Here is a 24,147-nt window from a genome sequence, read left to right on the forward strand (position 1 = left end):
TGCGCCTTTGCGTTGAAGGCCTTTGAATCTCATTCACCACACATCATCGAAGCCCGTGTACGAAGACGACGACGAGGAATACATCAGCCGCAACCAGCTCAAGCGCGAGGCCGAGGAGGCCCAGGCCCTGGGCGAACGGCTGGTCACGCTCAAGGAAGCGGAGCTCGCGGCCCTGGATCTGCCCGAGCCCCTGCTGGAGGCGATCCGCGCGGCGCGCAGCATCCGCCAGCACGGCGCCCTGCGTCGTCAGCGCCAGTACATCGGCAAGCTGATGCGCAAGATCGACATCGAGCCGATCCGCGCCGCCCTGACCGAACGGGAGCAGGACCGTCACCGTGACGCCCGGGCCTTCAAGGCCCTTGAGGCCTGGCGCGAGCGCCTGCTCAAGGAAGACGACAAGGCCCTGAACGCCTGGCTGGCCGAGCATCCGGAGAGCGATGCCGCAACCCTGCGGGACTTCATCGACACCGCCCGCAACGCCCCCAACGCCGCGGCCAGAAAGACCGCCTCCCGCGCCCTGTTCCGCTACCTGAGCGAACAGGGAACTGCGTAGGTCGGGCTTCAGCCCGACACAGGCGGCTTCGAACCGCGAGCCGTCGGGCTGAAGCCCGACCTACAAATTACGCTCTGTGTCGTCTTGCCCCTTGCCCCTTGCCTCTTGCCTCTAGCGCCCTCATGCACTTGCCCCGTGCTTGTTCACCGCCGTGCGGTTGCCCCAGCGATCCAGATCATCCACCTGCACGCCGACCCACCAGAGCGGTCCCACGCTGTCGCGGGTATAACCGCCCACCAGCTGCTGACCCTCGGCCAGCTTCACATGGGGCATGAAGGCCGCGGCGGCCTCGCGGCTGCGGAACACGTGCCACTGCACCACGTGATCCTTGCCATGGCCTTCCGGCAGGGCCAGTTCATGGGCCAGAAAGTCTTCGTCAACCATAGTCACCTCCTGTTGTCTGCCGTGTCTTTCCTGAAAATCTGTCTTCGATACGTTGATCATTGAAAGCATAACCGCCAAGGACGCCAAGGGATGCGCGAAGGTCTCGAAGGTTTTCACCATGAATCTCTTTGCGCCCTCTGCGTCTTTGCGCCTTTGCGTTGAAGCTTTTAGCCTTTAGCCTTTAAGTGCTCGTGCCGCCCACGGTAAGACCGTCCACCTTGAGCGTCGGCTGACCCACGCCCACCGGCACGCTCTGGCCGTCCTTGCCGCAGGTGCCGACACCGGCGTCCAGCTTCAGGTCGTTGCCCACCATGGACACCCGGGTGAGCACCTCGGGCCCGTTGCCGATCAGGGTGGCGCCCTTCACCGGGCGGGTCACCCGGCCGTTCTCGATGAGATAGGCCTCGGAGGCGGAGAACACGAACTTGCCGGAGGTGATATCCACCTGGCCGCCGCCGAAGTTCACCGCATACAGGCCGTTCTTGACGCTTGCAAGGATTTCGCCGGGATCGTGCTCACCGGCCAGCATGTAGGTGTTGGTCATGCGCGGCATGGGCAGGTGGGCGTAGGACTCGCGCCGGCCGTTGCCGGTGGTGGGCACGCCCATGAGCCGGGCATTGAGCCGGTCCTGCATGAAGCCACGCAGCACGCCGTTCTCGATGAGCGTGGTGCACTGGGTGGGGATGCCCTCGTCGTCCACGTTCAGGGAGCCGCGCCGCCCGGCCAGGGTGCCGTCGTCCACCACGGTCACGCCGGGGCTCGCCACCTGCTGGCCGATGCGGCCGCTGAAGGCGGAGGTGCCCTTGCGGTTGAAGTCCCCTTCCAGGCCGTGGCCGACCGCCTCGTGCAGCAGTACGCCGGGCCAGCCGGGGCCGAGCACCACGGTGAGCGTACCCGCGGGGGCGTCCACCGCCTCCAGGTTCACCAGGGCCTGGCGCACCGCCTCGCGGGCATAGCCCAGGGCGCGCTCCTCGTCCAGGAAGAACTCGTAGCCGGAACGTCCGCCGCCGCCGGAGGAGGCCTGCTCCCGGCGCCCGTCCTTGCCTTCCACGATCACGTTCACATTCAGGCGCACCAGGGGGCGCACGTCGGCGGCCAGGGTGCCGTCGGTGTTGGCCACCATGATCACCTCGTGCACGCCGTTAAGGCTCACCATCACCTGGCTCACCCGGGGGTCCTGGCGCCGGGCCTCGGCGTCCACCCGGTGCAGCAGATCGATCTTGGCCTGCTCGTCCAGGGTGGCCAGCGGGTCCAGGGGGGCGTAGAGGCTGTGGCCGGCCTGGTCACGGCGCATGGCCGCGGTGCCGCTGCTGGCGGCCCGCGCGATGGCCCGCGCGGCCGAGGAGGCCTCCAGCAGGGTGGGCATGCGGATGTCGTCGGAGTAGGCGAAACCGGTCTTGTCACCGCTCAGGGCGCGCACGCCCACGCCCTGCTCGATGTTGTAGCTGCCGTCCTTGACGATGCCGTCCTCCAGGGACCAGGACTCGTGGCGGGTGAGCTGGAAGTACAGGTCACCGCCGTCGATGCCCGGCCCCATGAGGCCGCCCAGGACACGGTCCAGGTCACCCTCGGTGAGGCCGGCCGGCTCCATGAACTGTTGCTTGGCGATCTGCAGGACTTGGGTCATGGGAGGGTTGCTCCTTGGGAATGTGGCGAAGCCGGCGCGCGCGTCCGCGCATCGGTCTTTAGATCACAGTGGGGCCCCGGCGCGGGCAATTCAACCCGACAGGGGCCCGGGGTATTGGCGCGATCAGCTGATGGCGCAGCTCAGGCGGCGGTGCTGCAAGCTCGGGAAGCTACGCCGGATGGAGGCAATACGCTCCGGATGCAGTTCCCCCAACACCACCCCCGAACCCCGCGCCAGGCGGTCCAGGACCTGGCCCCAGGGGTCTACTACCATGCTGTCGCCGTGGGTCTCACGACCGTTGACGTGGTAGCCACCCTGGGCCGCGGCCACCAGGTAGACCTGGTTCTCGATGGCCCGGGCCCGGATCAGGGCCTCCCAGTGGGCGCGGCCGGTGATGGCGGTGAAGGCCGACGGCAGCGCCAGCAGGTCCATGCCCTGGTCCATCATGCCGCGAAACAGCTCCGGGAAGCGCAGGTCGTAGCAGATGGCCACGCCCAGCCGGCCGAAGGGGGTCTCCACCACCACCGCGGACTCTCCGGGCATGGTGGTCTCGGACTCGTGGTAGGACTCATCGCCCTCGGGCAGTTTCACGTCGAAAAGGTGGATCTTGTCATAGCGGGCCACCCGCCGGCCCTGGTCGTCGTAGACCAGGCAGCTGGCGTAGACACGACCCGGATCGGCGCTCCTGAGCGGAATGGTGCCGCCCACGATCCACAGACGGTGACGCCGCGCCAGGTCGGCCAGGAAATCCTGCATCGGACCCTCGCCATCGGCCTCGGCGATCTCCAGCTTGTCGCTCTCCTTCATGCCCATGTGGGCGAAGTTCTCGGGCAGCACCACGAGCCTGGCACCGGCCGCGGCGGCCTCGCCCACCAGCCGGGCGGCTTCGGACAGGTTGGCGGAGACATTGGGACCGGAGGCCATCTGGATGGCGGCGAGCAGGGTCGGCTTGGATTCAGTTTTCATGCTGGGCGGCTTGTCGGGCAAGTTGACGGGGATCAGGGTTGGACCAGCAGGTCCACACGCTCAGTGACACCGGGATCGGCGCGCAGTTCGATGCGCGACGAGGGAATGCCCAGGGCCACCAGCCAGTCGCGCAGTTCCGAGGCCCACAGTTCACCCTGCTCATCCTGGGGGTGACGGATCTGCAGGCGCCGATCGGCGCTGGCCTGGAGCGCCGCCACGGTCTCGCGCAGGGGCGCGAGGGCGATCAGGGATTCGGCGCTGCGGGGACGCGACCAGGTGTCCGCATCCAGGCTTGGCGCCGGCGGCTGCGCGGACAGGGCGAGGGGGATCAGCAGGCAGGAGAGGCACAGGGCCCGGAGCAGGTGTTCGAACATGCCGTCACTATACCAAGTCAGCCGAGCCCGTGTCTGTCCTCGGCAAGCCGGCCACACCCTACTGGACCTCCTCCACGGGCCTGGCCAGCACCTCCACCCGGGGTTCATCCCAGGAGCCGGTGATGCGGTATTCCACCCGGGAGGCCTCGTCGATGCGCCGCCCCATGCCCAGCAGGCGGTCCATGACGAACACGGCCACGCCCGCGACGGGCCCGCCCAGGATGGCGCCGGCCACCGGCAGGGTGCTGCCGACGCGGGGCATCACCGTGATCTTCTGGTCGTAATCCCGGGCCACGATCCCGGTGCGCCCCTCGATCTGCACCCGGGCGGCGGCGCTCTGGATGGTGAGGTCCGAGGTATAGGCATCGCTGTCCACGAAGCGGATGTTGCCCTCCATGCGGTCGAAGGCGAGTCCGCGCTGGAAGAGATCACGGAAGTCCAGGGCCAGACGGCGGGGGATCATGTTGAGACTGAACAGGCCCAGCAACCGCCCTGCCCCCGGCTCCACCTCGGTGAGCCGGCCATCCTTGACCTCCAGCTTCACGTTGCCGGTCAGCCCCTGCCAGGTGAATCGGGTGGTCGCATCGGGCCAGCGCATCTGGCCTTCCAGCTTCGCCGTGCCGCGGTGGAAGCCGTGCTCGAAGCCCAGATCCGTGAGTGCCTCGCCCACGTTCTCGCTGTCGATGGTGAAACGCAGCTGGGTCTGGTGCCGGTCTGCGCCACTCACCCGCCAGTCGCCGGTGATGCGCATCCGGGCATGGTCCCGGGCACTGGCGAGCTGCAGGCTGTGGATCTGCAGGCCCTCGCGGATGCGGGTCGCCTCGATGCGCACGTCCCGGTAGAAGCGGCCGTCCAGCACCAGGGCGCCCACGTTGCCCCGGATGCCAGGCAGCTCCCGGGGATCCAGCCGGGCGGGCTGGCCTGCACTGCTGCCCTCCCGTGCCGCGGCCAGCTGATCCAGGTCCAGCAGCTCCAGGTTCAGGGTCAGGGGTGCCGCGCCGGTGAAGTCATGGGGAATGTCCAGCTGGCCGCGCAGGGCATCGGAGACCACCCGGGCCTCCCAGTGCTGGGGGGTGCGCTCGGCCTGGATCTGCAGATCGCGGAACAGCCGGTCGCCGCTGCGCAATGCACCGACGTGCACGTCCAGGCGATCCACCAGCTGCTCCGGGGCGGCCTGGGCACCGGCCGTGCGCGGTACTCGCTGCCGCAGGGCCAGCCAGTCATCCAGGGGGAGATCCTCGATCCGCCCCGCCAGACGCACACCCCGCTCGGGCATGCGTGCCGTGCCGTCGTTGAAACGCAACTCGCCCCGGGCGGCACGACCCGGGGCAGCCGTGCGCAGGCGCATGGACAGCAGCTGCCCCAGGTCCAGGGCCAAGGGCTGCGCACCGGCCTGGGTCAGCGGCACGGTCAGGGTGATGGGCAGGGTGCGGGCGGCGGGCTTGGCCAGGGGCTCGGGCAGGTTCGAGCTGACACCCCGCAGGTCCGATTGCAGACGCAGGGTGGTGGCGCCGCCATCCAGGGGGGCGGTCAGGCGGGCCTGCCAGCGGGCCCGACCCGCGAGTCTGGGCGCGAGCAGTTCGGGCAGCACCGTACGGAAGGACTCGATCCGCTGCAGGCCCTCCCCGTCCACGGTCAGGGGTCCGCCCCTGGGCATGCGCGCCGCGAGCGTCACCGCCTCGCCGTGAAGGTTTGCGCTGACCCCCTCGGCGTTCACCGTGGCCTCGGTAAAACGCACCTGGCCCTCAAGGTCCGTGAAATCCACCGGATGACCAGTAAGCGTCAGGCGGTTGCCCTTGAGGGTCACCGTGCCCTGGGCGGTGGTATTGGCGGTGCCGCCCTCACGCCGGGTCAGGGGGATGCGCAGGGACAGATCCAGGTGGCTGTCGCCCTGGGCGCGGGAGTGATCCAGCAGGTCATCCAGCCCGCGCACCAGGGGGCTCTCGCGCACGTAGCGCAGCATGTCCTGGAGCGGGCCGTCCACCTGCCCCTGAATCTGCAGCACCGTGTTGTGATAATCCTCGATCACCACCGTCGCATCCTGGATCTGCGCGCCAAACAGGCGACCGCTGGCGGACTGCGCACGCATGCCCCGGTCGGTGAAGATCAATTCTCCCGCCAGGGCGTCGATGGCAGGCCAGCCGCGCTGGTAGTCCAGCAGGCCCTCCTCCACCCGGGCGCGCACCTCGAACTCCCCTTCCCCCTCCTCGAAGGGAAGCCGGGTGAACGGCCCCCGGTAGACCACGGTGCCCTCGGTGACACGGCCCGCCTTGATGCTCTCGCGCAGCCAGCGTGAGGTGTTCTGGGGCATGATGCCCACCGGCAGATAGGCGGCGGTGCGGCTGCCGTCACCATCGGCGAACGCCATCTCCAGCACCATGCCCGGGCGCTCGCCCAGTTCCACCTCGGCCCGCCCCCAGGCACGGATGTCGGCGTTGTGCACGCGGATCCCGTCGGCGGCCAGATGCAGCCCGTCCGCGCCGCGCTCGATCTTCAGCCGGGTCTCCAGGCCATCCAGCCACAGGGCATCGGCAAACAGCCGGGGGGCCTCGAATCGCAGCCCACGGCTGGCCAGGGTCACATCACCGCCCTCCTCGTGGAGGCTGAAGCTGCCTGCCAGGCCATGGAAACCGGGGATCTTGTCCAGGGGATTCACGCCCAGTTCGCTGAACTCGCCCTCCATCACCCCCGTGGGCCGGGCATCCTCCTCGACGGGCAAGCGGACATTGAAACGCGCCTTCCGGATCTCGCCCGTAGGCGCCAGGCGTTCGAGCAGGTGGCGCTGGTCTTCCTCGAGCAAGGCCGGCTGGGCCAGCAGCAGCACGGAGAGACGCTCAAGACCCACACCCTCCAGTTCGCCCCAGACCTGGCGACCTTCGTCCCGGGGCGCGAAGGCCAGGGACAGCCCCATGGGCGAGCCGTCCTCGATGCGGGTATCGTGCAGGCGCAGCTGCCAGCCCCGGCCGCGTCGCTCCCAGAGCAGGTCGGTGCGCAATTCGGAGAACCTGTGCGCCGGTGCCTCCTCTGAGACAGGGCTGAAGCGCAGGTCCCTGGCACGGGCCCGGGCACGCAGCCGGTCCGGTTCGCCCGCTGACAGACGTCCCCAGACCTCCAGGTCCAGGACCCCCGAGTCCGCATGCACGCGACGCATCAGGGCATGTTCCGGGAGCCCTTCGATGATGACCCCTTCGCCATGCACATAGAATTCGCCGCGCCAGCTCTCGCGCACCCCGGGGTCGCCGCGCAGGTCCAGGCCCACGGCCATGGCGGCACCCAGTTCCCTGGGCAGGAACACCTGGCCCGCCAGGCGCAGGCGATCGGCATCCACGGCCACGTCGAGGTTGAGATCGTCGAAGCGGTAATCCAGGGTGAGGATCTCGTCGCTGAAGCGCAGGCGGCTGGACTGGAGCTGGAAGCGGGTACCGGCGAGCAGGTCCAGCACCCGGGTCCCGGGGGCGGCGGGGGCAGCCTCGCCGGCCGCCGGGGCGAAGCCCGCGCCACTGATTTGGACACCGCCCTCCGCGTCCCGGTGGATGTGCACGTCGGCGCCCAGCACGCGCACCGAGTGCACCCGCAGCTGGCGGTGCCAGAGACTCAGGATGGCACGCACACCCACGTCCACCTGCGCCACATGGAGGGCCGGGGTGGTGTCGTCCTCGCCGTAGATGGCCACGTCGTCCAGCAGGATGCGTGGACCCAGCAGGCGCCAGCGGGCATCCAGGGCGCCGATCTCCACCCGGTGGCCCAACAGGCCGCCCAGCTCGGCGGCCATCTGTTCCCGGTACTCGGAGGCCATGGGCAGCACCAGGCGCAGGCTGGTCACCAGCACCGCCAGCAGGATCAGTACGCTGGCCGTGATCCAGATCGCCGCGGTCTTGAGGCGACTGAGCCAGCCCCGCCAGGCCACACGCACACCCCCGGCACGATCATGCCGCGGGCTTTCAGGCTCCTGGGGCTGTGGCGTCTCGGACATGGGTATTGGGGACTAGAGCAGGACCACGTCGAACTGCTCCTGGGTGTAGAGGCTCTCCACCTGGAAGCGGATGGGGATGCCGATGAATTCCTGCAGCTGGGCGACACTGGCGGATTCCTCATCCAACAGCAGGTCCACCACCGTCTGGGAGGCCATCACCAGCAGCTCCTTGGCGTCGAACTGGCGCGCCTCGCGCATGATCTCCCGGAACATCTCGTAGCACACGGTCTCGGCAGACTTGAGATAGCCCCGCCCTGAACAGGTGACGCAGGGTTCGCACAGGATGCGCTCCAGGCTTTCACGGGTGCGCTTGCGGGTCATCTCCACCAGGCCGAGCGGCGAGACCTCGCACAACTGGCTCTTGGCGTGATCCTTCTCCAGGGCCTTCTCCAGGGCGCGGAACACCTGGCGCTTGTGTTCGTCCTGGGTCATGTCGATGAAATCGATGATGATGATGCCGCCCAGGTTCCTCAGGCGCAGCTGCCGGGCGATGGCCTGGGCCGCCTCCAGGTTGGTCTTGAAGATGGTCTCTTCCAGGTTGCGATGGCCGACGAAGGCGCCGGTGTTGATGTCGATGGTGGTCATGGCCTCGGTCTGGTCGAAGATCAGGTAACCGCCGGACTTGAGCTCCACCTTGCGCTCCAGGGCCTTCTGGATCTCGTCCTCCACGTTGTAGAGATCGAAGATGGGCCGCTCGCCCGGGTAGTGTTCGATGCGGCCCAGCAACTCCGGCACGTAGCTCTCGGCGAACTCCGTCACCTTCTGCACCGTCTCCCGGGAGTCGATGCGGATCTTCTCCAGTTCCACGCCCACCATGTCACGCAGGATGCGCAGGGTGAGCGGCAGGTCGGTGTAGACCTCGGAACCGGGCGGCACCTGCTTGACCCGCTCGCTGATGGAGTGCCAGAGCTTGTGCAGGAAGTCCACGTCGTTGCGCATGGCCTCCTCGCTGGCCGCATCCGCGGCGGTGCGCACGATGAAGCCGTGGCCCTCGCTCTTGTCCGCCAGCACCGATTCCATGAAGCCCTTCAGGCGCGCACGTTCGGCCTCATCCTCGATGCGCGTGGAGACGCCGATGGTCGGGTTGTTGGGCATCAGCACGAGATAACGGGAGGGTACGGTGATGTAGGTGGTCAGGCGCGCGCCCTTGGTGCCGATGGGGTCCTTGATCACCTGCACCAGCACGTCCTGGCCTTCCCGCAGCAGTTTCTGGATGGGTTCCGTGGGCTTGACACCCTCGCCGTTGGGCAGTTCTTCGCGCTCCACCGGCGCCACGTCCGAGGCGTGCAGGAAGGCGGCCCGTTCCAGGCCGATGTCCACGAAGGCCGCGTCCATGCCCGGCAGCACCCGGCTCACCCGACCCTTGTAGATGTTGCCCACCAGCCCGCGGCGGCGCGCGCGCTCCATGTTCAGTTCCACCAGCACGCCGTTCTCCACCAGGGCCACGCGGGTCTCCTGGGGAGTGACGTTCATCAGTATCTCGGTGCCCATCATGTGCTTTGCATATCCTTTGAAGCCGCAGCGCCGTGACCACCATGGGTCACGCCGAAGGCCTCCAGTAATTGACCTGTCTCGAACAGGGGCAGCCCCACCACGCCGGTGTAGCTGCCCTCGATGTGTTCCACGAACAGCGCGCCCAGCCCCTGGATTCCGTAGGCGCCGGCCTTGTCGGCGGGCTCTCCGCTGGCCCAGTAATCGCTGATCTCCCGGGGCGAGAGGGTGCGAAAGCGCACCCGGGTCTCGGCACATTTCAGCGCCTCCCGGTCCCCGTGCACCAGGGCCACCGCAGACAGCACCCGGTGGGTGTTCCCGGACAGACGTCCCAGCATGTGCAGGGCCTCGTCGCGATCGGCGGGCTTGCCCAGTATGACCCCGTCCAGGGTCACCACGGTATCGGCCCCCAGCACCGACAATCCGCTCGACTGGGCCATCCATCCCGCCCGGGCCTTGGCCAGCGCCATGCGCTCGGCGAAGGCCCGGGGCGTCTCGCCGGCAAGGGGCGTCTCGTCCACGTCCACCGCCTGGACCCGGTAGGCCACGCCGATCTGCTCGAGCAGTTCACGGCGGCGGGGAGAGGAAGAGGCGAGGATCAGCATAGGGGTTGATGAAGTACGAAGTGTGAATTTGAAAGTGGGAACAAAAGGCCGAAATCCCGCTCGATCTTACCGCCTTTCACTTCGCACTTCCCAATTCACACTTCTGGCTTCCAACCCCACTTATTCACGGTGATACGGGTGCCCCCGCAACAGGCTCCACGCCCGGTAGACCTGTTCGGCGAGGATCACCCGCACCAGGGGATGGGGGAAGGTGAGTGGCGACAGGGACCAGACGAGATCGGCGCGTGCGCGGCAGGCATCGGTCAGGCCCTCGGGGCCACCCACCAGCAGGGCGAGATCCCGGCCCGAGTGCATCCAGTCGTCCAGGCGGCGGGAGAGTTCGGCGGTGGAGAAACTGCGGCCCTTTTCATCCAGGGCGACGACGAGGCAATCCTTGGGGATCGCCTCCAGCATGCGCGCCCCCTCGGTCTCGGCGATGCGGGCCAGATCGGCGTTCTTGCCCCGCTTGACCGCCGGGATCTCCTTGAGGTTGAGGCTGCACTCGGCAGGCAGGCGGTTGGCGTACTCGGCGTAGGCGGCGTTGACCCAGGCGGGCATGCGCTCGCCCACCGCGATCAGGTGAATGCGCATCAGCGGCGCAGGCGCTTGACCTTGGTGACCGGCTCGGACTCCTCGGCGGCGGAGGCGTCGGTGAGCCAGAGCTTCTCCAGGTTGTAGAAGTCACGCACCCGGGGCAGCATCACGTGCACCACCACGTCGTTGAGGTCCACCAGGACCCACTCGTTGTCCCCCTGCCCCTCGGTGCCGAGCGGCATCACCCCGGCTTCCTTGGCCTTGACGACCACGCTGTCGGCCAGGGCTTTCACGTGCCGGTCCGAGGTGCCGCTGGCGATCACCATCATGTCGGTGATGGCGGTCTTGCCGCGCACGTCGATGGCCTTGATGTCCTGGCCCTTGAGATCCTCGAGGGCCTTGATGACCAGTTCGGTGAGTTCTTCTGTCTGCATGTCTTCCCCGTGTGGGCTAAGCGAAGCGGGTGGCCGCGCCTTGGGTCGGTGAGGCGTCCAGGTACAGGCCCTGGGCGCGGATGTAATCGAGCACGCTGCTCGGCATGAGGTAGCGCGGGCTCTCGCCCCGGCGCAGCATGGCACGGATGGCGGTGGCGGAGATGTCCAGCTGGGTCACCGGCTGGAACCACACCGCACCCGCCGGCCGGGCACGCAGTTCATTGAGATCGCGGGTCGCCGCCTCGGTGGCCCAGTCGCCCAGATCGTGGGAGGCAGGGCTGCCAGGCCGGTGGGCCACCACGATGTGCGCGAGCTTGAGGATCTCCTCCCAGCGATGCCAGGAGGGCAGTCCCGCGAAGGCATCCATGCCCATCATCAGGCACAGGGGCGTGTCATTGCCCAGCTCGGCGCGCAGGCTCTCCAGGGTGTCCACGCTGTAGGAGGGCCCGTCCCGGTCCAGCTCACGCCGGTCCACCACGAAGCCCGGCTGGCCGTGCACCGCCCGCTCCACCATGGCCAGGCGATGCTCCACGGAGGCCACCGGGGTACGCCGGTGCGGCGGGATGCGGCAGGGCACGAAGCGCACCTCGTCCAGGCGCAGGTGTTCCATGACCTCCAGCGCCGGGCGCAGGTGCCCGAAGTGGATGGGGTCGAAGGTGCCGCCGAGGATACCTAGCATGGCGCTAGAGACAAGAGACAAGTCGCTAGAGGCAAGTGAAGACCGGGACCACGGCCCTTCGGGCCGTTCTTGCCTCTTGTCTCTTGCATCTTGCCTCTAGCTTCGTACATGCCCGTCGCCCAGCACCACGTACTTGAGCGTGGTCAGCCCCTCCAGCCCAACGGGCCCCCGTGCATGGAGCTTGTCGGTGCTGATGCCGATCTCGGCGCCGAGGCCGTATTCGAAGCCGTCGGCGAAGCGGGTGGAGGCGTTGACCATCACGGAGCTGGAATCCACCTCGCGCAGGAAGCGGCGCGCCCGGGTGTAGTCCTCGGTGATGATGCTGTCGGTGTGGTGGGAGCCGTAGGTGTTGATGTGCTCGATGGCGGCATCGAGGCCGTCCACCACGCGCACCGCCAGCACCGGGGCCAGGTATTCCTCGAACCAGTCCTGCTCGGTGGCCTCCTTGATGCCGGGCAGGATGGCCCGGGTGGCCGCGCAACCGCGCAGCTCCACGCCCTTCTCCTCAAAGGCCTGGCCCAGGGCAGGCAGCATCTGCTCTGCCACGGCGCGGGAGACCAGCAGGGTCTCCATGGTGTTGCAGGTGCCGTAGCGGTGGGTCTTGGCGTTGACCGACACCTTGAGCGCCTTGTCGGGATCGGCGCCGTCGTCCAGGTACACGTGGCAGACACCGTCCAGGTGCTTGATCACCGGGATCAGGGATTCCTCGCTCACCCGGGCGATCAGCCCCTTGCCGCCCCGGGGCACGATCACGTCCACGAAGTCCTTCATGCGCAGCAGCGCGCCCACGGCGGCGCGGTCGGTGGTGGCCACTACCTGCACCGCGTCAACGGGCAGTCCCGCCTGTTCCAGGCCGGCGCGGATGCACTCGGCCAGGGCGCGGTTGGAGTGGAAGGCCTCAGAGCCGCCGCGCAGGATGCAGGCGTTGCCGGATTTGAGGCACAGACCCGCCGCGTCCACGGTCACGTTGGGGCGGGACTCGTAGATGATGCCGATGACCCCGAGCGGCACGCGCATGCGCCCCACCTGGATACCGCTGGGGCGGTAGTTGAGATCAGAGATGGCGCCCACCGGGTCCGGCAGGGTGGCGATCTGGCGCAGGCCCTCGGCCATCACCGCGATGCGCTCGGGGGTGAACGCCAGGCGGTCCAGCAGGGCCGCGTCCAGGCCGTTCTGCTCGCCGGCCTCCAGATCCTTGCGGTTCTCGGCCATCAGGGCCTCGGCCCGCGCCTCGATAACGCTCGCCATGGCCATGAGCGCGGCGTTCTTGGCGCCGGTCTCCGCTCGGGCGAGGGCGCGGGAGGCCGCGCGCGCGCGCCGACCCATCTCCTGCATCTGCCGCTCGATCTCGCCCGTCATGTTTTCAACCACTGCGTTCATTGCCATCATCCAGATTCATCAAAACTACGTGCCACTCCAAAAAGTCCCTTAGCTCTGTGATCTCTGTGTTCTCTGTGGCAAAAAATCCTTTCTAATCATTCTTGCCACAGAGAACACAGAGGTCACAGAGAATAAAGATCTAGGGGGCCGGTCGGGAGGCCGGGCGTCCGAACAACGGACGCCCGGCCAAGCCTATTGTTAATTGTAACAACTCATCCCAGGGGCTGCCCGGTGCCTGGCCCTTGATCACCCGGTCCGTGCGGGCGCACAGGGCCAGCAGGGCGCGCCAGGCGGGGGCCCGGTGCCGGGCGAGCGCCTTCTTCACCAGGGGCGCCCGCTTGGCCCAGACGCTCTTCATGGCCTGGGCGGCAGGGGTGCCCGCCTCCATCTGCTCGGCGATGTCCGTGAGGCTGCGCACCTCCCGGGACAGGGCCCAGAGGATCAGCACCGCATCCACCCCCTCGCCGCGCAGGCCGTTGAGCACGTGCACCGCCCGGGCGCTGTCGCCGGCGAGCGCCGCATCGGCCAGGTCGTAGATGGTGTAGCGGGCAGCGTCGGAGACCGCCTCCAGCACCCCGTCGGCGTCCAGGGACCCCTCGCCCCGCAGCAGGGCCAGCTTCTCCACCTCCTGGGCGGCGGCCAGCAGGTTGCCCTCCACCCGCTCCGCTAGCAGGCGCACCGCCGGCTCGTCGGGCACGAGCCCCCGGCTGCGCAGGCGCCGGGCGATCCAGCCGGCGGTCTCGGCCAGCGACAAGGGCCAGACCTGGATCATCACCCCGGCCTGTTCCAGGGACTTGACCCACTTGCTGTTGGCTGCGCTCTTCTCCAGCTTGCCCGCATGCACCAGCAGCAGGGTGTCCTCGGGCAGCCGCAGGCAGTAGGCCTCCAGGGCCTTGGCGCCCTGGGTGCCCGGCTTGCCCGTGGGCAGACGCAGTTCCAGGATGCGCCGCTCGGCGAACAGGGACAGGCTGTCCGAGGCGGCCGTCAGCGCGCTCCAGTCAAAACTCCGGTCGGCGGTGAACACCTCCCGTTCCGTGTAGCCCCGGGTACGCGCCGCGGCACGTACCGCGTCCGCCGCCTCCATGAGTTGCAGCGGCTCGTCGCCTGCGAACAGGTACACCGGGGCGAGGCCCTGTTCCAGGTGACGGGCGAGTTGTTCAGGCTTCAGGCGCATGGGACTTGGGGAATGGACAGGATGAACAGGATTTTTTCATGATGAACAGGAAAAATTATGGAATCTGAACCGCGAATTACACATTCGCTTCGGATGCAGGCAGACCGTCTCACGGTTTTCAACTAGTCATGAGTCCTGTCAATCCTGAAAAATCCTGTTCATCCTGTCCATTTTGAAGAGTCAACGCGCCGACTGCAGCCGGAACATCACCAGCTGGGCCAGGTCCCGCTCCATGGCCTCGCGCAGCGCCTGCTCCTGCTCGCCCTGGCTGAGCACCAGCAGCGGGTCGTGCACGTATTCGCGGGTGATGTTGAGCGTCACCGGCTCCAGGGCCCATTCGCTGCCGCGGCCGCGCACCTCGTATTCCAGCACCATGTAGAGTTCGTATTCGCTCACCCGGGCATCGCCACCCACGGACAGCACGCGCCGACCGGTGGTGAGTCGCTGCACCCGGAATTCAGCGGTGGACGCCTCGCGGCTGTCCACCAGGGTCACGCCGCCGGCCCGCAGCAAGCCCGACAGTTCCCGGGCGAAACCGTGATGGGCATTGATCCCGGTGAGCCAGGTACGCTCCATCTGCGGCGGCAGGTCGGCCGCGCCGCGCAGTTGAAAGCCGCAGGAAGCAAGGAGCAGAGACAAGAGACAAGTGGCAAGAGACAAGTAAATGCGGGGCACCCTGTGCCCGCCGTTCAACTTGCCTCTTGTCTCTTGCATCTTGTTTCTCTCACTTCACAACTACATTCACCAACCGCCCCGGCACCACCACCATCTTCACCACCGTCTTGCCCTCGATGTGCCTTTGCACATTCTCGTCGGCCAGGGCGGCCTCCTCGATGGCGGCACGCGCGGCGGCGGCGGGCACCTGGATCTGGGCGCGCAGCTTGCCGTTGACCTGCACCACCAGTTCCACGGTGTCGCTTTCCAGGGCGGATTCGTCGACGACTGGCCAGGGCTGGTCCACGGCGGCGCCTTCGCGGCCCAGTTCGGACCACAGTGCATGGGCGATGTGGGGCACGATGGGCGAGAGCATCAGCACGGTGGTCTCCAGGGCCTCCTGCATCACCGCCCGGCCCTGCCCGCTTTTGTCCTCGAAGCGGCCCAGCTCGTTCATCAGCTCCATGCAGGCGGCGATGGCCGTGTTGAAGGTGGTGCGCCGGCCGATGTCGTCGCTCACCTTGGCCAGCGTCTGGTGCAGCTTGCGGCGCAGGGCCTGCTGATCGGCGTTGAGCGCGGCCTTGTCCAGGGCCGGCGCGGCGCCCCCCTGCACGTGGTCATGGACCTGCTTCCACAGGCGCTTGAGGAAGCGGTAGGCCCCCTCCACACCGGAGTCGGACCACTCCAGGGACAACTCCGGGGGCGCGGCGAACATCATGAACAGGCGCACGGTGTCGGCGCCGTAGCGCTCGATGAGCGCCTCCGGGTCCACGGTGTTGCCCTTGGACTTGGACATCTTGGCCCCGTCCTTGAGCACCATGCCCTGGGTGAGCAGGCGGGTGAAGGGCTCGTCGCCGTCCACCAGGCCCTCGTCGCGCATGAGCTTGTGGAAGAAGCGGGCGTAGAGCAGGTGCAGCACCGCGTGCTCGATGCCGCCGATGTACTGGTCCACCGGCAACCAGTGGCGGGCGCGCTCGTCCAGCATGGCGCCGTCGGCGTCCTTGCAGGTGTAGCGGGCGTAGTACCAGGAGGACTCGAAGAAGGTGTCGAAGGTGTCCGTCTCGCGCTCCGCCTTGCCGCCGCACTCCGGGCAAGTGGTATCAATGAACTCGGGCATCCTCTTGATGGGTGAACCCACGCCGTCGAAGGCCACGTCCTCGGGCAGCACCACGGGCAGCTGCTCCTCGGGCACCGGCACCGGACCGCAGTCTGGGCAGTTGATGATGGGGATCGGGCAGCCCCAGTAGCGCTGGCGGGAGACGCCCCAGTCGCGCAGGCGGTAGTTCACCCGGCGCCGACCCTTGTGCTGCTTCTCCAGGAAATCGGCGATGGCGTCGAAGGCCTGGGCGGAGCTGAGGCCGTTGAACTGGGCGGACTCAATCAGCACGCCCTTGTCGGTGAAGGCGGCCTGGTCCAGGTCCACGGCCACGCCCTCCTCCGCCGGGAGGATCACCTGGCGGACGGGCAGGCCGTACTGGCGGGCGAACTCCCAGTCCCGCTGATCGTGGGCGGGCACGGCCATGACCGCGCCGGTGCCGTATTCCATGAGCACGAAGTTGGCCACCCAGACGGGCACGGGCTCGCCGGTGACGGGATGCACGGCCTTCAGACCCGTGTCCATGCCCTTCTTCTCCAGGGTGGCCATGTCCGCCTCGGAGACCTTGGTGTGGCGGCATGCCTCGATGAAGGCGGCAAGTTTCCCATCGCCCTCGGCCGCCCTGGCGGCCAGCGGGTGTTCCGGGGCCACGCCCACGTAGCTCACGCCCATGAGCGTATCCGGGCGGGTGGTGTAGACGGTCAGCGGCGCCTCGCCGGGTACCTCGAATTCCAGTTCCACGCCCTCGGAGCGGCCGATCCAGTTGCGCTGCATGGTGCGCACCTGCTCCGGCCAGCCCTCCAGGCCGTCCAGGCCCTTGAGCAGTTCCTCGGCGTAATCGGTGATACGCAGGAACCACTGGGGGATCTCCCGGCGCTCCACCGGCGCGCCGGAGCGCCAGCCCTTGCCGTCGATCACCTGCTCGTTGGCCAGCACGGTCTGGTCCACCGGGTCCCAGTTCACCATGGCGGTCTTCTTGTAGGCCAGGCCCTTCTTCACCAGGCGGGTGAACAGCCACTGCTCCCAGCGGTAGTACTCGGGCCGGCAGGTGGCCAGCTCCCGGTCCCAGTCGTAGCCAAAACCCAGGCGCTGCAGCTGCCCGCGCATGTAGGCGATGTTCTCGTAGGTCCACTTGGCCGGCGGCACCAGGTGCTTGATGGCGGCGTTCTCCGCCGGCAGGCCGAAGGCGTCCCAGCCCATGGGCTGGAGCACGTTGCGCCCCTGCATCCGCTGATAGCGGGAGATCACGTCGCCGATGGTGTAGTTGCGCACGTGCCCCATGTGCAGCCGCCCCGAGGGGTACGGGAACATGGACAGGCAGTAGAAGGGCTCGCCGGGGGCGTCCTCCCGGGCGCGGAAGGTCTGGTGCTCGTCCCACCAGGTCTGGGCCTGGCGTTCAAGGGCGTCGGGTTCGTAGTGTTCTTGCATGGACCGTTCTTGTTCGGGGCAAAGGGGGTGGCTGGGGCAGGCATGAGGCCCTGCCCCGGGCAATAGGTCAGGATACCAGCCCGCAGAACACCCCCACAACCGCGCAGCCCCGCCACAAGGGGCTTTCCCACACGACATTTTGCCACCCTGGCCCGAAGCCCTGGCATGCATGAACTACACTCATGAACGGGACATCCCGACCAATCCGTTCTCCCAGGAGGTACCCATGCACCCCGACATGAACGAGATCCTCAACCCCAGCGCCGCCAGCCATGACCCTGCCTTCCGCCATGCCCCGTCCGGCTGGAGTCGGGACGAGGCCATCCGGGTCGCCCAGGCCGATGGTCTGAGACTCACCGACGATCACTGGGAAGTGGTGCGCGCCCTGCAGGAGTACTACGCCCGACACCCGGACAGCCGGGTCAACCTGCGCGAGCTGCACGATGCCCTGGACGAGAAGTTCCACCGCCAGGGCGGGCGCAAGTACCTGTTCGGCCTGCTGCCCGGCGGCCCCGTGGCCCAGGGCTGCCGCCTGGCCGGCCTGCAGCCACCCGCCGGTGCCGTGCAGTCGGGCTTCGGCAGCGTCGCCTGATCCGCCTGGCTCAGGACTCATGGCCCCCGCCCCGCGGGCGGGGGCGTGATCCTGTCCGCAAGGATTGATCCCTCTGCGGGTTTGCTTCATGCGGATCAGTGGCTACCATGGGTCCGATCATCAGGAAACCGGCCAGACACCTTGACGCCTGATACGCCCCACAACAGACCATCCACCCCCACCGACCCGGCCGTGGAGGTGCTGCACAAGCTGCGCGACGCCCGCGAACTGGAATCGGTCATCCACAACCTGCCGGGCTTTCTCTACGAACTGCGCCAGTCCCCCAACGGCAGCTTCAGATTCACCTACCTGAGCCGGCGGGTGGAGGAGATGTTCCACATCCGGGTGGAAGACGCCCTGGCCGACGCCAACGTGCTGCTGGGCATGATCCATGCCGACGACCTGCACGTCATCGAGGACAGCATCCGGCACGCCCATATCGACGGCACCTCCTGCACCGACATGCGCATGATCCGGCCCGATGGCCGGATGTTCTGGATCGAGGCCTATGACACCCTGCACTTCCCGCCCGAGGGCGGCGTCATCTGGACCGGCTATGCCCAGGACATCACCGAGCGCAAGCTGCTGGAACAGGACCTGCGCCTGAGCGAGGCCAAGTTCCGCACCCTGGTGGAGAACGCCAACGACATCATCTACACCCTCACACCCGAGGGTGAACTGAGCTACATCTCCCCCAACTGGCAGGACGTCCTGGGCTACGAGGTGGAGCCCTTCATCGGCCATTCCTACGAGCCGCTGATTCACCCCAACGACCTGGACAGGACCCGGGAGTTCATGCGCGCCGTGTTCACCACCGGGAAGAAGCAGAGCGGCGTGGAATACCGCATCCGGCACGCCGACGGCAGCTGGCGCTGGCACACCTCCAATGCCTCTCCCGTGCTGGATGAAGCCGGCCGCGTCAGCGCCTACCTGGGCATTGCCCGGGAGATCACCGAACGCAAGCAGCAGGAGGCGCAGATACACCATCTGGCCCACCACGACCTGCTCACCGGTCTGCCCAACCGCGCCATGTTCTTCGATCGGCTGGAAGCGGCCATCGACGAGGCCTCCGCCGAGTCCCGGAAACTGGCCCTGATGTTCGTGGATCTGGACCGGTTCAAGCCGGTCAATGACCGACACGGTCACGCCGTGGGGGATCAGTTGCTGCAGGCGGTGGCCGGGCGCATGCACACCATACTACGCGCCGGCGACCTGGTGGGGCGCATCGGCGGCGACGAGTTCATCGTGCTGCTGCATGACATCCGCACAGAAGACGACGCCCTGACCGCCGCGGAAAAACTGCGCTGCCACCTGGAGACTCCCTTCGACATCGAGGGCCGACGCCTGCAAATCTCCGCCAGCATCGGCATCGCCCTCTACCCCAGCCACGCCGACAACGCCCGCGAACTGGCCCGGCGCGCCGACGAGGCCATGTACCTGTCCAAGGCCGAAGGACGCAATCTGACGACGCTCTATTCACCCGGACGGGATTGAGCCCATGCCCCTCCCGCAAGCCTGGCCGATACATGGCCGGCGATTTCCCTGATAGACATTCAGGCTCTACCAAGGAAGCACGGACCTACCAGCCACCGGAGGGCGCCCAGATGTCCGCCTCGATGCCCGCATCGATGCGCGCCTGGATCGCCACCTGATCATGATGCTCGCGCAGTTTCTGGGCCACGTAGCTGCCAAGCGGCATCTCCCGAAGCTGTTCCGGGTAGCGCTCCGTCAACTCGAACCACGCGATGAGCCGCTGCTCCAGACGCGCCGGCCCCGGCTCACGCAGATAGGCCTTGAGCGCGAAATAAAAGCGCAGGGTGTTGCGCTCGATCATGCCGCGCATGCCGCTCACATGGACGGGCTGGCCCGCCTCGTCCAGCCCTTCCACCGTGAAGCCGATGCGGTCACGGCCACCCACCGAGAAGTACAGGGCAAGGGTCATGCGCCCCAGGGCGCCATAGCGCAATGCATAGCGCAACCGCAGGAGACTGCGCTCTGCATCCAGGCGCATCGCGGAAAGCTCCAGGGAGAGATCTCTCAGGCCATGGGGACCGCGCTCTGCCTGCAAGCGGACGAGAAACGTCTCCGTGTTTAAGTGCTGGGCCTCGAAGCGCATGCCCAGTCGTTCCACCACCTCCGGGTCCTGGTAACGCTTCCGCCCGATATGCAGTCGGATCTCCTGACCTGGATGGGCCTCCTTGCGCTCAAGCACACAGGCCTTGATGTTGAAGTGCAGAAAGAAGATTTCACACCAGGCCTCGGCACTGTCGAGCTGGCGGACAAGCGCCTCGAAGGGGGCGTCCAGGATGGCGTGGACCTCGCCATGGACAGCACCCCTCTCCTCCACCGAGACCAGGTGCACGGGCTCTCCATCGAGCGGGCTGGTGCGGATCGCCTCGAGAATGGCGGCCTGATCAGCGTACAGCCCGGCCAGGGCGTCCCGGCCGAGGCACAGCATCAGCACCAGGCACAGCAGGCACAGCCATCGCCCCGGCAGGCAGCCACTGATCGAGAACCCGCCGCAAGCACCGGGACCGTATACGCCACTAACCCGGAAGGCTCCCGATACCCCCGTACCCATCGCATTCCACCTCCTGCATGCTCACAGGATCACCCAATCGGACTGCCCCCATCACGACCCGGACACATCATCGCCCGATCGCACCACGCCTGTCTGCCCACGACCGATGTCCCGGAACACGGACCCAAGCACCCGGCCTGATCGTGGGCGCCTCGACCACCCGGCATCAATGACTGATGCAGCTCAATTTGCCGCGGGAATCCGATAGCCATCCACACCGGGACTTGGTAGCCTTCAAAAATAGATTCACCCGCGAGCGCCACCGCACGGAGGATTCCCATGAGCGAGCAAAAGCACGAAGAGAACGTCAAGGACCGCCTGGCCCACGCCTACGACCGCATGCTGGAGCGGGTGCGCCACAGCCTTGAGACTGCCGAACACAAGGTGGCGCCGACCCTGGAGCATGCCCTGGAGGCGGCCAGGGAGAAGGCGGTGGAACTGGGTGAGATCACCCGGGAGGAAGCGGAGAAGGTGGGCGACTACGTGCGCCGCGACCTGCACGACATGGCGGACTACCTCAACGAGGCGAGCGACGACTACCGCAAGTGGTTCCGCATGGATCTGCAGCTGATCGAGGCCAGGATCATGGACCTGCTCGGCTCCATCGCGGACCGCACCCGGGTGGAAATCGCCGAAATCGCCGCCCGCGCCACGGTGCGCGAACGCCACACCGGCGAGATCACCGGACCCGGCGTGCTCATGTGCACCGAATGCGGCGAGGAACTGCACTTCAAGAGCAGCGGCCACATCCCGCCCTGCCCCAAGTGCAAGTCCACCACCTTCCGGCGCACCCGCGGCGAAACATCGTAGGCGCGGCGACCCCGCCGCGAACCTCTCCGGGATAAGCCAAAAGTCCCTATCTCACGCAGAGGGCGCAGAGACGCGGAGATCGCAGAGGATTTTTGACATCAATTCTTTGCGCCCTCTGCGTCTTTGCGTCCTCTGCGTTAACTACCGATCACCGAGTTCCTTTTCCGCGCAGGCGATGCACATGCGGCATGAGCGGCCCGGTCACCGGCTCGATGCTCTGCCGCAGGGCGATACCGACGGAGTCCGACAAGCCGAAGATGGGGGCAATGAGCTGCTCGCCCACGCAGGCCAGGACCCGCAGGCTTTCAAGCAAGGGATGATCCTGTTCCGGCAGGGCGGACCTGAGCGCGGCCAGCTCGCCGCAAAGCCGCGCATCGGCCGGTCCACTGTCCGCTGCGGTGCAGACCGCCAGCAGGGATGCCATGTCCCGGTAGCGAGCCTCGGCGGGCTTGATGGGGGCGAAGTAGGCCTCGATGGCCTCGAACAGCTGGATCACCACACCCTGATCCGCACTGCGACCCAACACCCCTTCCACCGTCTCCAGCCAGGCCTGGCCCTGGGGACTCAACAGCCGCATAAGCAACCGGGCGTGGGCATTGCCGCCTTCGGCCAGGGCCGTAAGCAGCGGCTCCAGCTCGGCCAGGCGCGGATGGGGCGGCTGCTGCGAGGGCAGTGCATCGGGCAGGGTCTTCAGGAAACCCACCCGAAACGCGGGCTTGCGCTGGCCCCGGGACCAGAGGGAGGCCTGCACCTGCTCGCCCACCAGTCCGGGCTGCAGCACCAGGCGCACTGACTCCGCCACCTTCTGACTGTCCTCCTCGAAGGGCATGAACTCCACCAGGAACTCCGCCAGCACCCGGCCCATGTCGCTCGTCGCCACCTGTGCCCGGCGCAGCATGGCCCGCGCATGATCCGGGGACTGGTCCACCCACCAGGCGTGTCGGGCGATCTCCTCGGTGAGGCCTTCGGCATGCACCACCGCTGCCACCGCCTCAGGCTCGCCCAGGCGCAGCAGCTTGGTGAGGCTCTCGGTGCGGGCGTGGCCCGTGCGGGTCCAGCGGTGCATGAAGCGGGGATAGCCGTGGGGGGAACCCAGCACCTGGTTGGAGATCATCTCGCGCACCTGGCGCAGGTATTTCTCCTCCGGGCAGTTGGGATGCAGCTGCACCTTGGCCTCGCCCCGGGGCGTGAGCCCCACCACCAGCAGCTTGCCCTCGTCGATGCGCAGGGCCTGGAGCTCCTGCTTGAGGAGGACGTTTAAACGCAGGCTGTCTTCTGGGCTCAGGTTCATGGTTCAACCAGTGGTTGTAATGAAGTGGCAAGTCTCAAGTGGCAAGTGGCAAGTTAAACCACCCTCACCCCAGCCCTCTCCCTGAGGGAGAGGGAGCAAAACCAGACATAACACCCTGCCTTAAATCGTGGTGAGGTTTGATATGGGTGTCCCTTGCCACTAGCCACTTGAAACTAGCCACTCGCGTTCAGTTCAACTGAACGCGCTGCCCCCAGGGCACCGGCGTCTTGCCCTTGACCAGCCACACCACGGGATAGTGGGGCGGCAGCGGGGGGAAATCCCCCTGGGCGTCGGTGAAGTACACCAGCAGGTCCGGCTGGCGGTCGAGGCCCGCGATCCAGTCGAATACGGGCCGGAAGTCGGTGCCGCCGCCGCCCTGGAAGGACTCGGGCAGGCGCAGGGTCTCCCAGGGCTCGAACACCCAGGGGCCATCGGCATTCATCTGGTGATCACAGGCGTGCAGGGTGACCCGGGCGCGGATCTGGCCCTTGATGGCGTCCACCTCGGTGATGAAGTCGGTCATCTCCTTCGCAGACACGGAACCACTGGTGTCCAGCACCACCACCACGTCCAGGTTGTGGCTCCTGAGGTTCGGCAGGATGGCGGGCTCGCCGCGCCTGGACGAGGGACGGCTGTAGCTGTAGTCGTCCCGGGCCTGGGCGCTCATGTAGCGGGCCAGCAGCATGCGCCAGGGCAGCTGGGGTTGCAGCAGGTGATCCACCAGGCGCGCCATGTCGCCGCTGAGCTTGCCCGCCTGCATGGCCTGCTGGGCGGCGCCGGCCAGACGCTGGCGCCACTGCACCGCCAGTTCCTCCCGCTCCTGGTGGCCGAGCGGCGGGGGCGGCTGGTCACCGCCCTGGTGCTCGTCGGTCTCCCGTTCGGGACTCTCGGCTTCGTTCTGCCCCTCGCCGGGATCCTGCTGCGGGTTCTCGTCGCGGCGCTTGCCCATGTCCTCCCCGGACTCCGGCGGCGGCTGCTTGCCCTTGCCGCTGCGCTGCTCCTCGGGCTGGTCGTAGACGTGCTGGTCCAGGGTCGAGTCGTTCTCGTTGTCCTGGATGAAGGGGTAAATCTCCTCGGCGGACATGCCCTCGTAGCTGCGTTCATACAGCATGCCCGGAGGCGGCGTGAGGCCGTCGTTGATGAGGATGGGATTGATGGCGTAGTCGCAGGCGATGTCCCAGAGGTGCTTGACCCGGTGGCCGCGACGGGCGAAGTGCCCCAGTGCACAGTGCAGGGCCTCGTGGGCCAGCATGTACTGCACCTCGGCCAAGTTGAGCTTGTCGATGTACTCGGCGTTGTAATAGAGCTTGCGCGCGTCCGTGGCGGTGGTCCTGCACCAGTCTCCGGCGGGCTCAAGCGGCAGGCGCAGGACCAGGGCGCCGAGAAACGGCTTGTCCAGGATCAGGCGCGTGCGCGCCGCGCCCAGCTTGGTTTCGACGTCCGGCCGGCTCACGAGAAGGCTGGCCCGCATATCTCACCGGTCGGACTCCGGCGGGAACAGTCTGTCATGCTGAGATTGAC

21 protein-coding genes are annotated in these 24,147 nt (G+C 67.3%); 4 read left to right on the forward strand and 17 right to left on the reverse strand.

The window, feature by feature from the left end:
* Window positions 1-55 precede the first annotated feature (55 nt).
* Complete coding sequence (gene yjgA, locus TGR7_RS11340; protein ID WP_012638821.1) at window positions 56-553, forward strand: ribosome biogenesis factor YjgA; 498 nt, start codon at window positions 56-58, stop codon at window positions 551-553.
* A 120-nt stretch (window positions 554-673) separates the two neighbouring features.
* Here yjgA and TGR7_RS11345 read toward each other — a convergent pair whose 3' ends face one another.
* The 14 genes from TGR7_RS11345 to leuS all read right to left on the reverse strand — a co-directional run bounded on the left by TGR7_RS11345 (window position 674) and on the right by leuS (window position 17,352).
* Window positions 674-937, reverse strand: a complete 264-nt coding sequence (locus TGR7_RS11345; RefSeq protein WP_012638822.1) for a hypothetical protein — start codon at window positions 935-937, stop codon at window positions 674-676.
* Between the two features lie 181 nt (window positions 938-1,118).
* Window positions 1,119-2,564: a metalloprotease TldD gene (tldD, locus tag TGR7_RS11350; protein WP_012638823.1), complete on the reverse strand. Its 1,446-nt coding sequence runs from the start codon at window positions 2,562-2,564 to the stop codon at window positions 1,119-1,121.
* Window positions 2,565-2,687: 123 nt separating this feature from the next.
* The gene (locus TGR7_RS11355; protein WP_012638824.1) at window positions 2,688-3,530 is read right to left on the reverse strand and encodes a carbon-nitrogen hydrolase family protein; all 843 of its coding nucleotides are present in this window, start codon (window positions 3,528-3,530) and stop codon (window positions 2,688-2,690) included.
* 32 nt (window positions 3,531-3,562) lie between these two features.
* Entirely contained in the window at window positions 3,563-3,904 is a 342-nt protein-coding gene (locus tag TGR7_RS11360) for a hypothetical protein (RefSeq protein WP_012638825.1), read from the reverse strand.
* A 58-nt stretch (window positions 3,905-3,962) separates the two neighbouring features.
* On the reverse strand, window positions 3,963-7,877 hold the full coding sequence (locus TGR7_RS11365) for a YhdP family protein (RefSeq protein WP_012638826.1): 3,915 nt from the start codon (window positions 7,875-7,877) through the stop codon (window positions 3,963-3,965).
* Between the two features lie 12 nt (window positions 7,878-7,889).
* Window positions 7,890-9,371: a ribonuclease G gene (gene rng, locus TGR7_RS11370; protein ID WP_012638827.1), complete on the reverse strand. Its 1,482-nt coding sequence runs from the start codon at window positions 9,369-9,371 to the stop codon at window positions 7,890-7,892.
* On the reverse strand, window positions 9,368-9,973 hold the full coding sequence (locus TGR7_RS11375) for a Maf family protein (protein WP_012638828.1): 606 nt from the start codon (window positions 9,971-9,973) through the stop codon (window positions 9,368-9,370). The genes rng and TGR7_RS11375 overlap by 4 nt, the downstream gene beginning before the upstream one ends.
* A 120-nt stretch (window positions 9,974-10,093) precedes the next feature.
* A complete protein-coding gene (gene rlmH, locus TGR7_RS11380; RefSeq protein ID WP_012638829.1) occupies window positions 10,094-10,564 on the reverse strand; it encodes a 23S rRNA (pseudouridine(1915)-N(3))-methyltransferase RlmH in 471 nt (156 codons plus the stop codon).
* A complete protein-coding gene (gene rsfS, locus TGR7_RS11385; protein ID WP_012638830.1) occupies window positions 10,564-10,941 on the reverse strand; it encodes a ribosome silencing factor in 378 nt (125 codons plus the stop codon). The genes rlmH and rsfS overlap by 1 nt, the downstream gene beginning before the upstream one ends.
* 16 nt (window positions 10,942-10,957) lie before the next feature.
* On the reverse strand, window positions 10,958-11,620 hold the full coding sequence (gene nadD / locus TGR7_RS11390) for a nicotinate-nucleotide adenylyltransferase (protein ID WP_012638831.1): 663 nt from the start codon (window positions 11,618-11,620) through the stop codon (window positions 10,958-10,960).
* Window positions 11,621-11,716: 96 nt separating this feature from the next.
* Window positions 11,717-13,000: a glutamate-5-semialdehyde dehydrogenase gene (locus tag TGR7_RS11395; RefSeq protein WP_012638832.1), complete on the reverse strand. Its 1,284-nt coding sequence runs from the start codon at window positions 12,998-13,000 to the stop codon at window positions 11,717-11,719.
* 139 nt (window positions 13,001-13,139) lie between these two features.
* Window positions 13,140-14,174, reverse strand: coding sequence for a DNA polymerase III subunit delta (holA, locus tag TGR7_RS11400; protein ID WP_012638833.1), 1,035 nt, complete (start codon window positions 14,172-14,174; stop codon window positions 13,140-13,142).
* Between the two features lie 180 nt (window positions 14,175-14,354).
* Complete coding sequence (locus TGR7_RS11405) at window positions 14,355-14,813, reverse strand: LPS-assembly lipoprotein LptE (RefSeq protein WP_245522977.1); 459 nt, start codon at window positions 14,811-14,813, stop codon at window positions 14,355-14,357.
* 85 nt (window positions 14,814-14,898) lie between these two features.
* Window positions 14,899-17,352 (reverse strand): leucine--tRNA ligase, encoded by a 2,454-nt coding sequence (leuS, locus tag TGR7_RS11410; protein WP_012638835.1) that lies wholly within the window; start codon window positions 17,350-17,352, stop codon window positions 14,899-14,901.
* 226 nt (window positions 17,353-17,578) lie between these two features.
* On the opposite strand from leuS, the gene TGR7_RS11415 reads away from it, so the two are divergent.
* Entirely contained in the window at window positions 17,579-17,944 is a 366-nt protein-coding gene (locus tag TGR7_RS11415) for a TusE/DsrC/DsvC family sulfur relay protein (protein WP_041441717.1), read from the forward strand.
* A gap of 141 nt (window positions 17,945-18,085) precedes the next feature.
* Entirely contained in the window at window positions 18,086-19,438 is a 1,353-nt protein-coding gene (locus TGR7_RS11420; protein WP_012638837.1) for a sensor domain-containing diguanylate cyclase, read from the forward strand.
* Between the two features lie 85 nt (window positions 19,439-19,523).
* On the opposite strand, the gene TGR7_RS11425 is transcribed toward TGR7_RS11420, so the two are convergent.
* A complete protein-coding gene (locus TGR7_RS11425; protein ID WP_012638838.1) occupies window positions 19,524-20,525 on the reverse strand; it encodes a hypothetical protein in 1,002 nt (333 codons plus the stop codon).
* A gap of 279 nt (window positions 20,526-20,804) precedes the next feature.
* Between TGR7_RS11425 and TGR7_RS11430 the strand changes: the two genes are divergently transcribed.
* Window positions 20,805-21,335: a zinc ribbon-containing protein gene (locus TGR7_RS11430; RefSeq protein WP_012638839.1), complete on the forward strand. Its 531-nt coding sequence runs from the start codon at window positions 20,805-20,807 to the stop codon at window positions 21,333-21,335.
* Window positions 21,336-21,483: 148 nt separating this feature from the next.
* Here TGR7_RS11430 and TGR7_RS11435 read toward each other — a convergent pair whose 3' ends face one another.
* Both TGR7_RS11435 and TGR7_RS11440 read right to left on the reverse strand, forming a co-directional pair.
* Complete coding sequence (locus tag TGR7_RS11435) at window positions 21,484-22,626, reverse strand: hypothetical protein (RefSeq protein ID WP_012638840.1); 1,143 nt, start codon at window positions 22,624-22,626, stop codon at window positions 21,484-21,486.
* A gap of 187 nt (window positions 22,627-22,813) precedes the next feature.
* Window positions 22,814-24,097 carry a vWA domain-containing protein gene (locus TGR7_RS11440; RefSeq protein ID WP_012638841.1) on the reverse strand — a complete coding sequence of 428 codons (1,284 nt, stop codon included), beginning with the start codon at window positions 24,095-24,097 and terminating at the stop codon, window positions 22,814-22,816.
* Window positions 24,098-24,147: the final 50 nt, after the last annotated feature.

It is taken from the genome of Thioalkalivibrio sulfidiphilus HL-EbGr7 (assembly GCF_000021985.1).
Classification (GTDB): Bacteria; Pseudomonadota; Gammaproteobacteria; order Ectothiorhodospirales; family Ectothiorhodospiraceae; genus Thioalkalivibrio_A; species Thioalkalivibrio_A sulfidiphilus.

Coding starts and splice junctions, on each gene's coding strand:
- TGR7_RS11365 (WP_012638826.1), bottom strand. CDS start 7,877: ATGTCCGAGACGCCACAGCCCCAGGAGCCTGAAAGCCCGCGGCATGAT.
- TGR7_RS11345 (WP_012638822.1), bottom strand. CDS start 937: ATGGTTGACGAAGACTTTCTGGCCCATGAACTGGCCCTGCCGGAAGGC.
- rlmH (WP_012638829.1), bottom strand. CDS start 10,564: ATGCGCATTCACCTGATCGCGGTGGGCGAGCGCATGCCCGCCTGGGTC.
- TGR7_RS11435 (WP_012638840.1), bottom strand. CDS start 22,626: ATGAACCTGAGCCCAGAAGACAGCCTGCGTTTAAACGTCCTCCTCAAG.
- leuS (WP_012638835.1), bottom strand. CDS start 17,352: ATGCAAGAACACTACGAACCCGACGCCCTTGAACGCCAGGCCCAGACC.
- TGR7_RS11440 (WP_012638841.1), bottom strand. CDS start 24,097: ATGCGGGCCAGCCTTCTCGTGAGCCGGCCGGACGTCGAAACCAAGCTG.
- tldD (WP_012638823.1), bottom strand. CDS start 2,564: ATGACCCAAGTCCTGCAGATCGCCAAGCAACAGTTCATGGAGCCGGCC.
- TGR7_RS11430 (WP_012638839.1), top strand. CDS start 20,805: ATGAGCGAGCAAAAGCACGAAGAGAACGTCAAGGACCGCCTGGCCCAC.
- rng (WP_012638827.1), bottom strand. CDS start 9,371: ATGATGGGCACCGAGATACTGATGAACGTCACTCCCCAGGAGACCCGC.
- rsfS (WP_012638830.1), bottom strand. CDS start 10,941: ATGCAGACAGAAGAACTCACCGAACTGGTCATCAAGGCCCTCGAGGAT.
- TGR7_RS11375 (WP_012638828.1), bottom strand. CDS start 9,973: ATGCTGATCCTCGCCTCTTCCTCTCCCCGCCGCCGTGAACTGCTCGAG.
- TGR7_RS11415 (WP_041441717.1), top strand. CDS start 17,579: ATGCACCCCGACATGAACGAGATCCTCAACCCCAGCGCCGCCAGCCAT.
- TGR7_RS11355 (WP_012638824.1), bottom strand. CDS start 3,530: ATGAAAACTGAATCCAAGCCGACCCTGCTCGCCGCCATCCAGATGGCC.
- holA (WP_012638833.1), bottom strand. CDS start 14,174: ATGCGCCTGAAGCCTGAACAACTCGCCCGTCACCTGGAACAGGGCCTC.
- TGR7_RS11425 (WP_012638838.1), bottom strand. CDS start 20,525: ATGGGTACGGGGGTATCGGGAGCCTTCCGGGTTAGTGGCGTATACGGT.
- TGR7_RS11360 (WP_012638825.1), bottom strand. CDS start 3,904: ATGTTCGAACACCTGCTCCGGGCCCTGTGCCTCTCCTGCCTGCTGATC.
- nadD (WP_012638831.1), bottom strand. CDS start 11,620: ATGCTAGGTATCCTCGGCGGCACCTTCGACCCCATCCACTTCGGGCAC.
- TGR7_RS11395 (WP_012638832.1), bottom strand. CDS start 13,000: ATGAACGCAGTGGTTGAAAACATGACGGGCGAGATCGAGCGGCAGATG.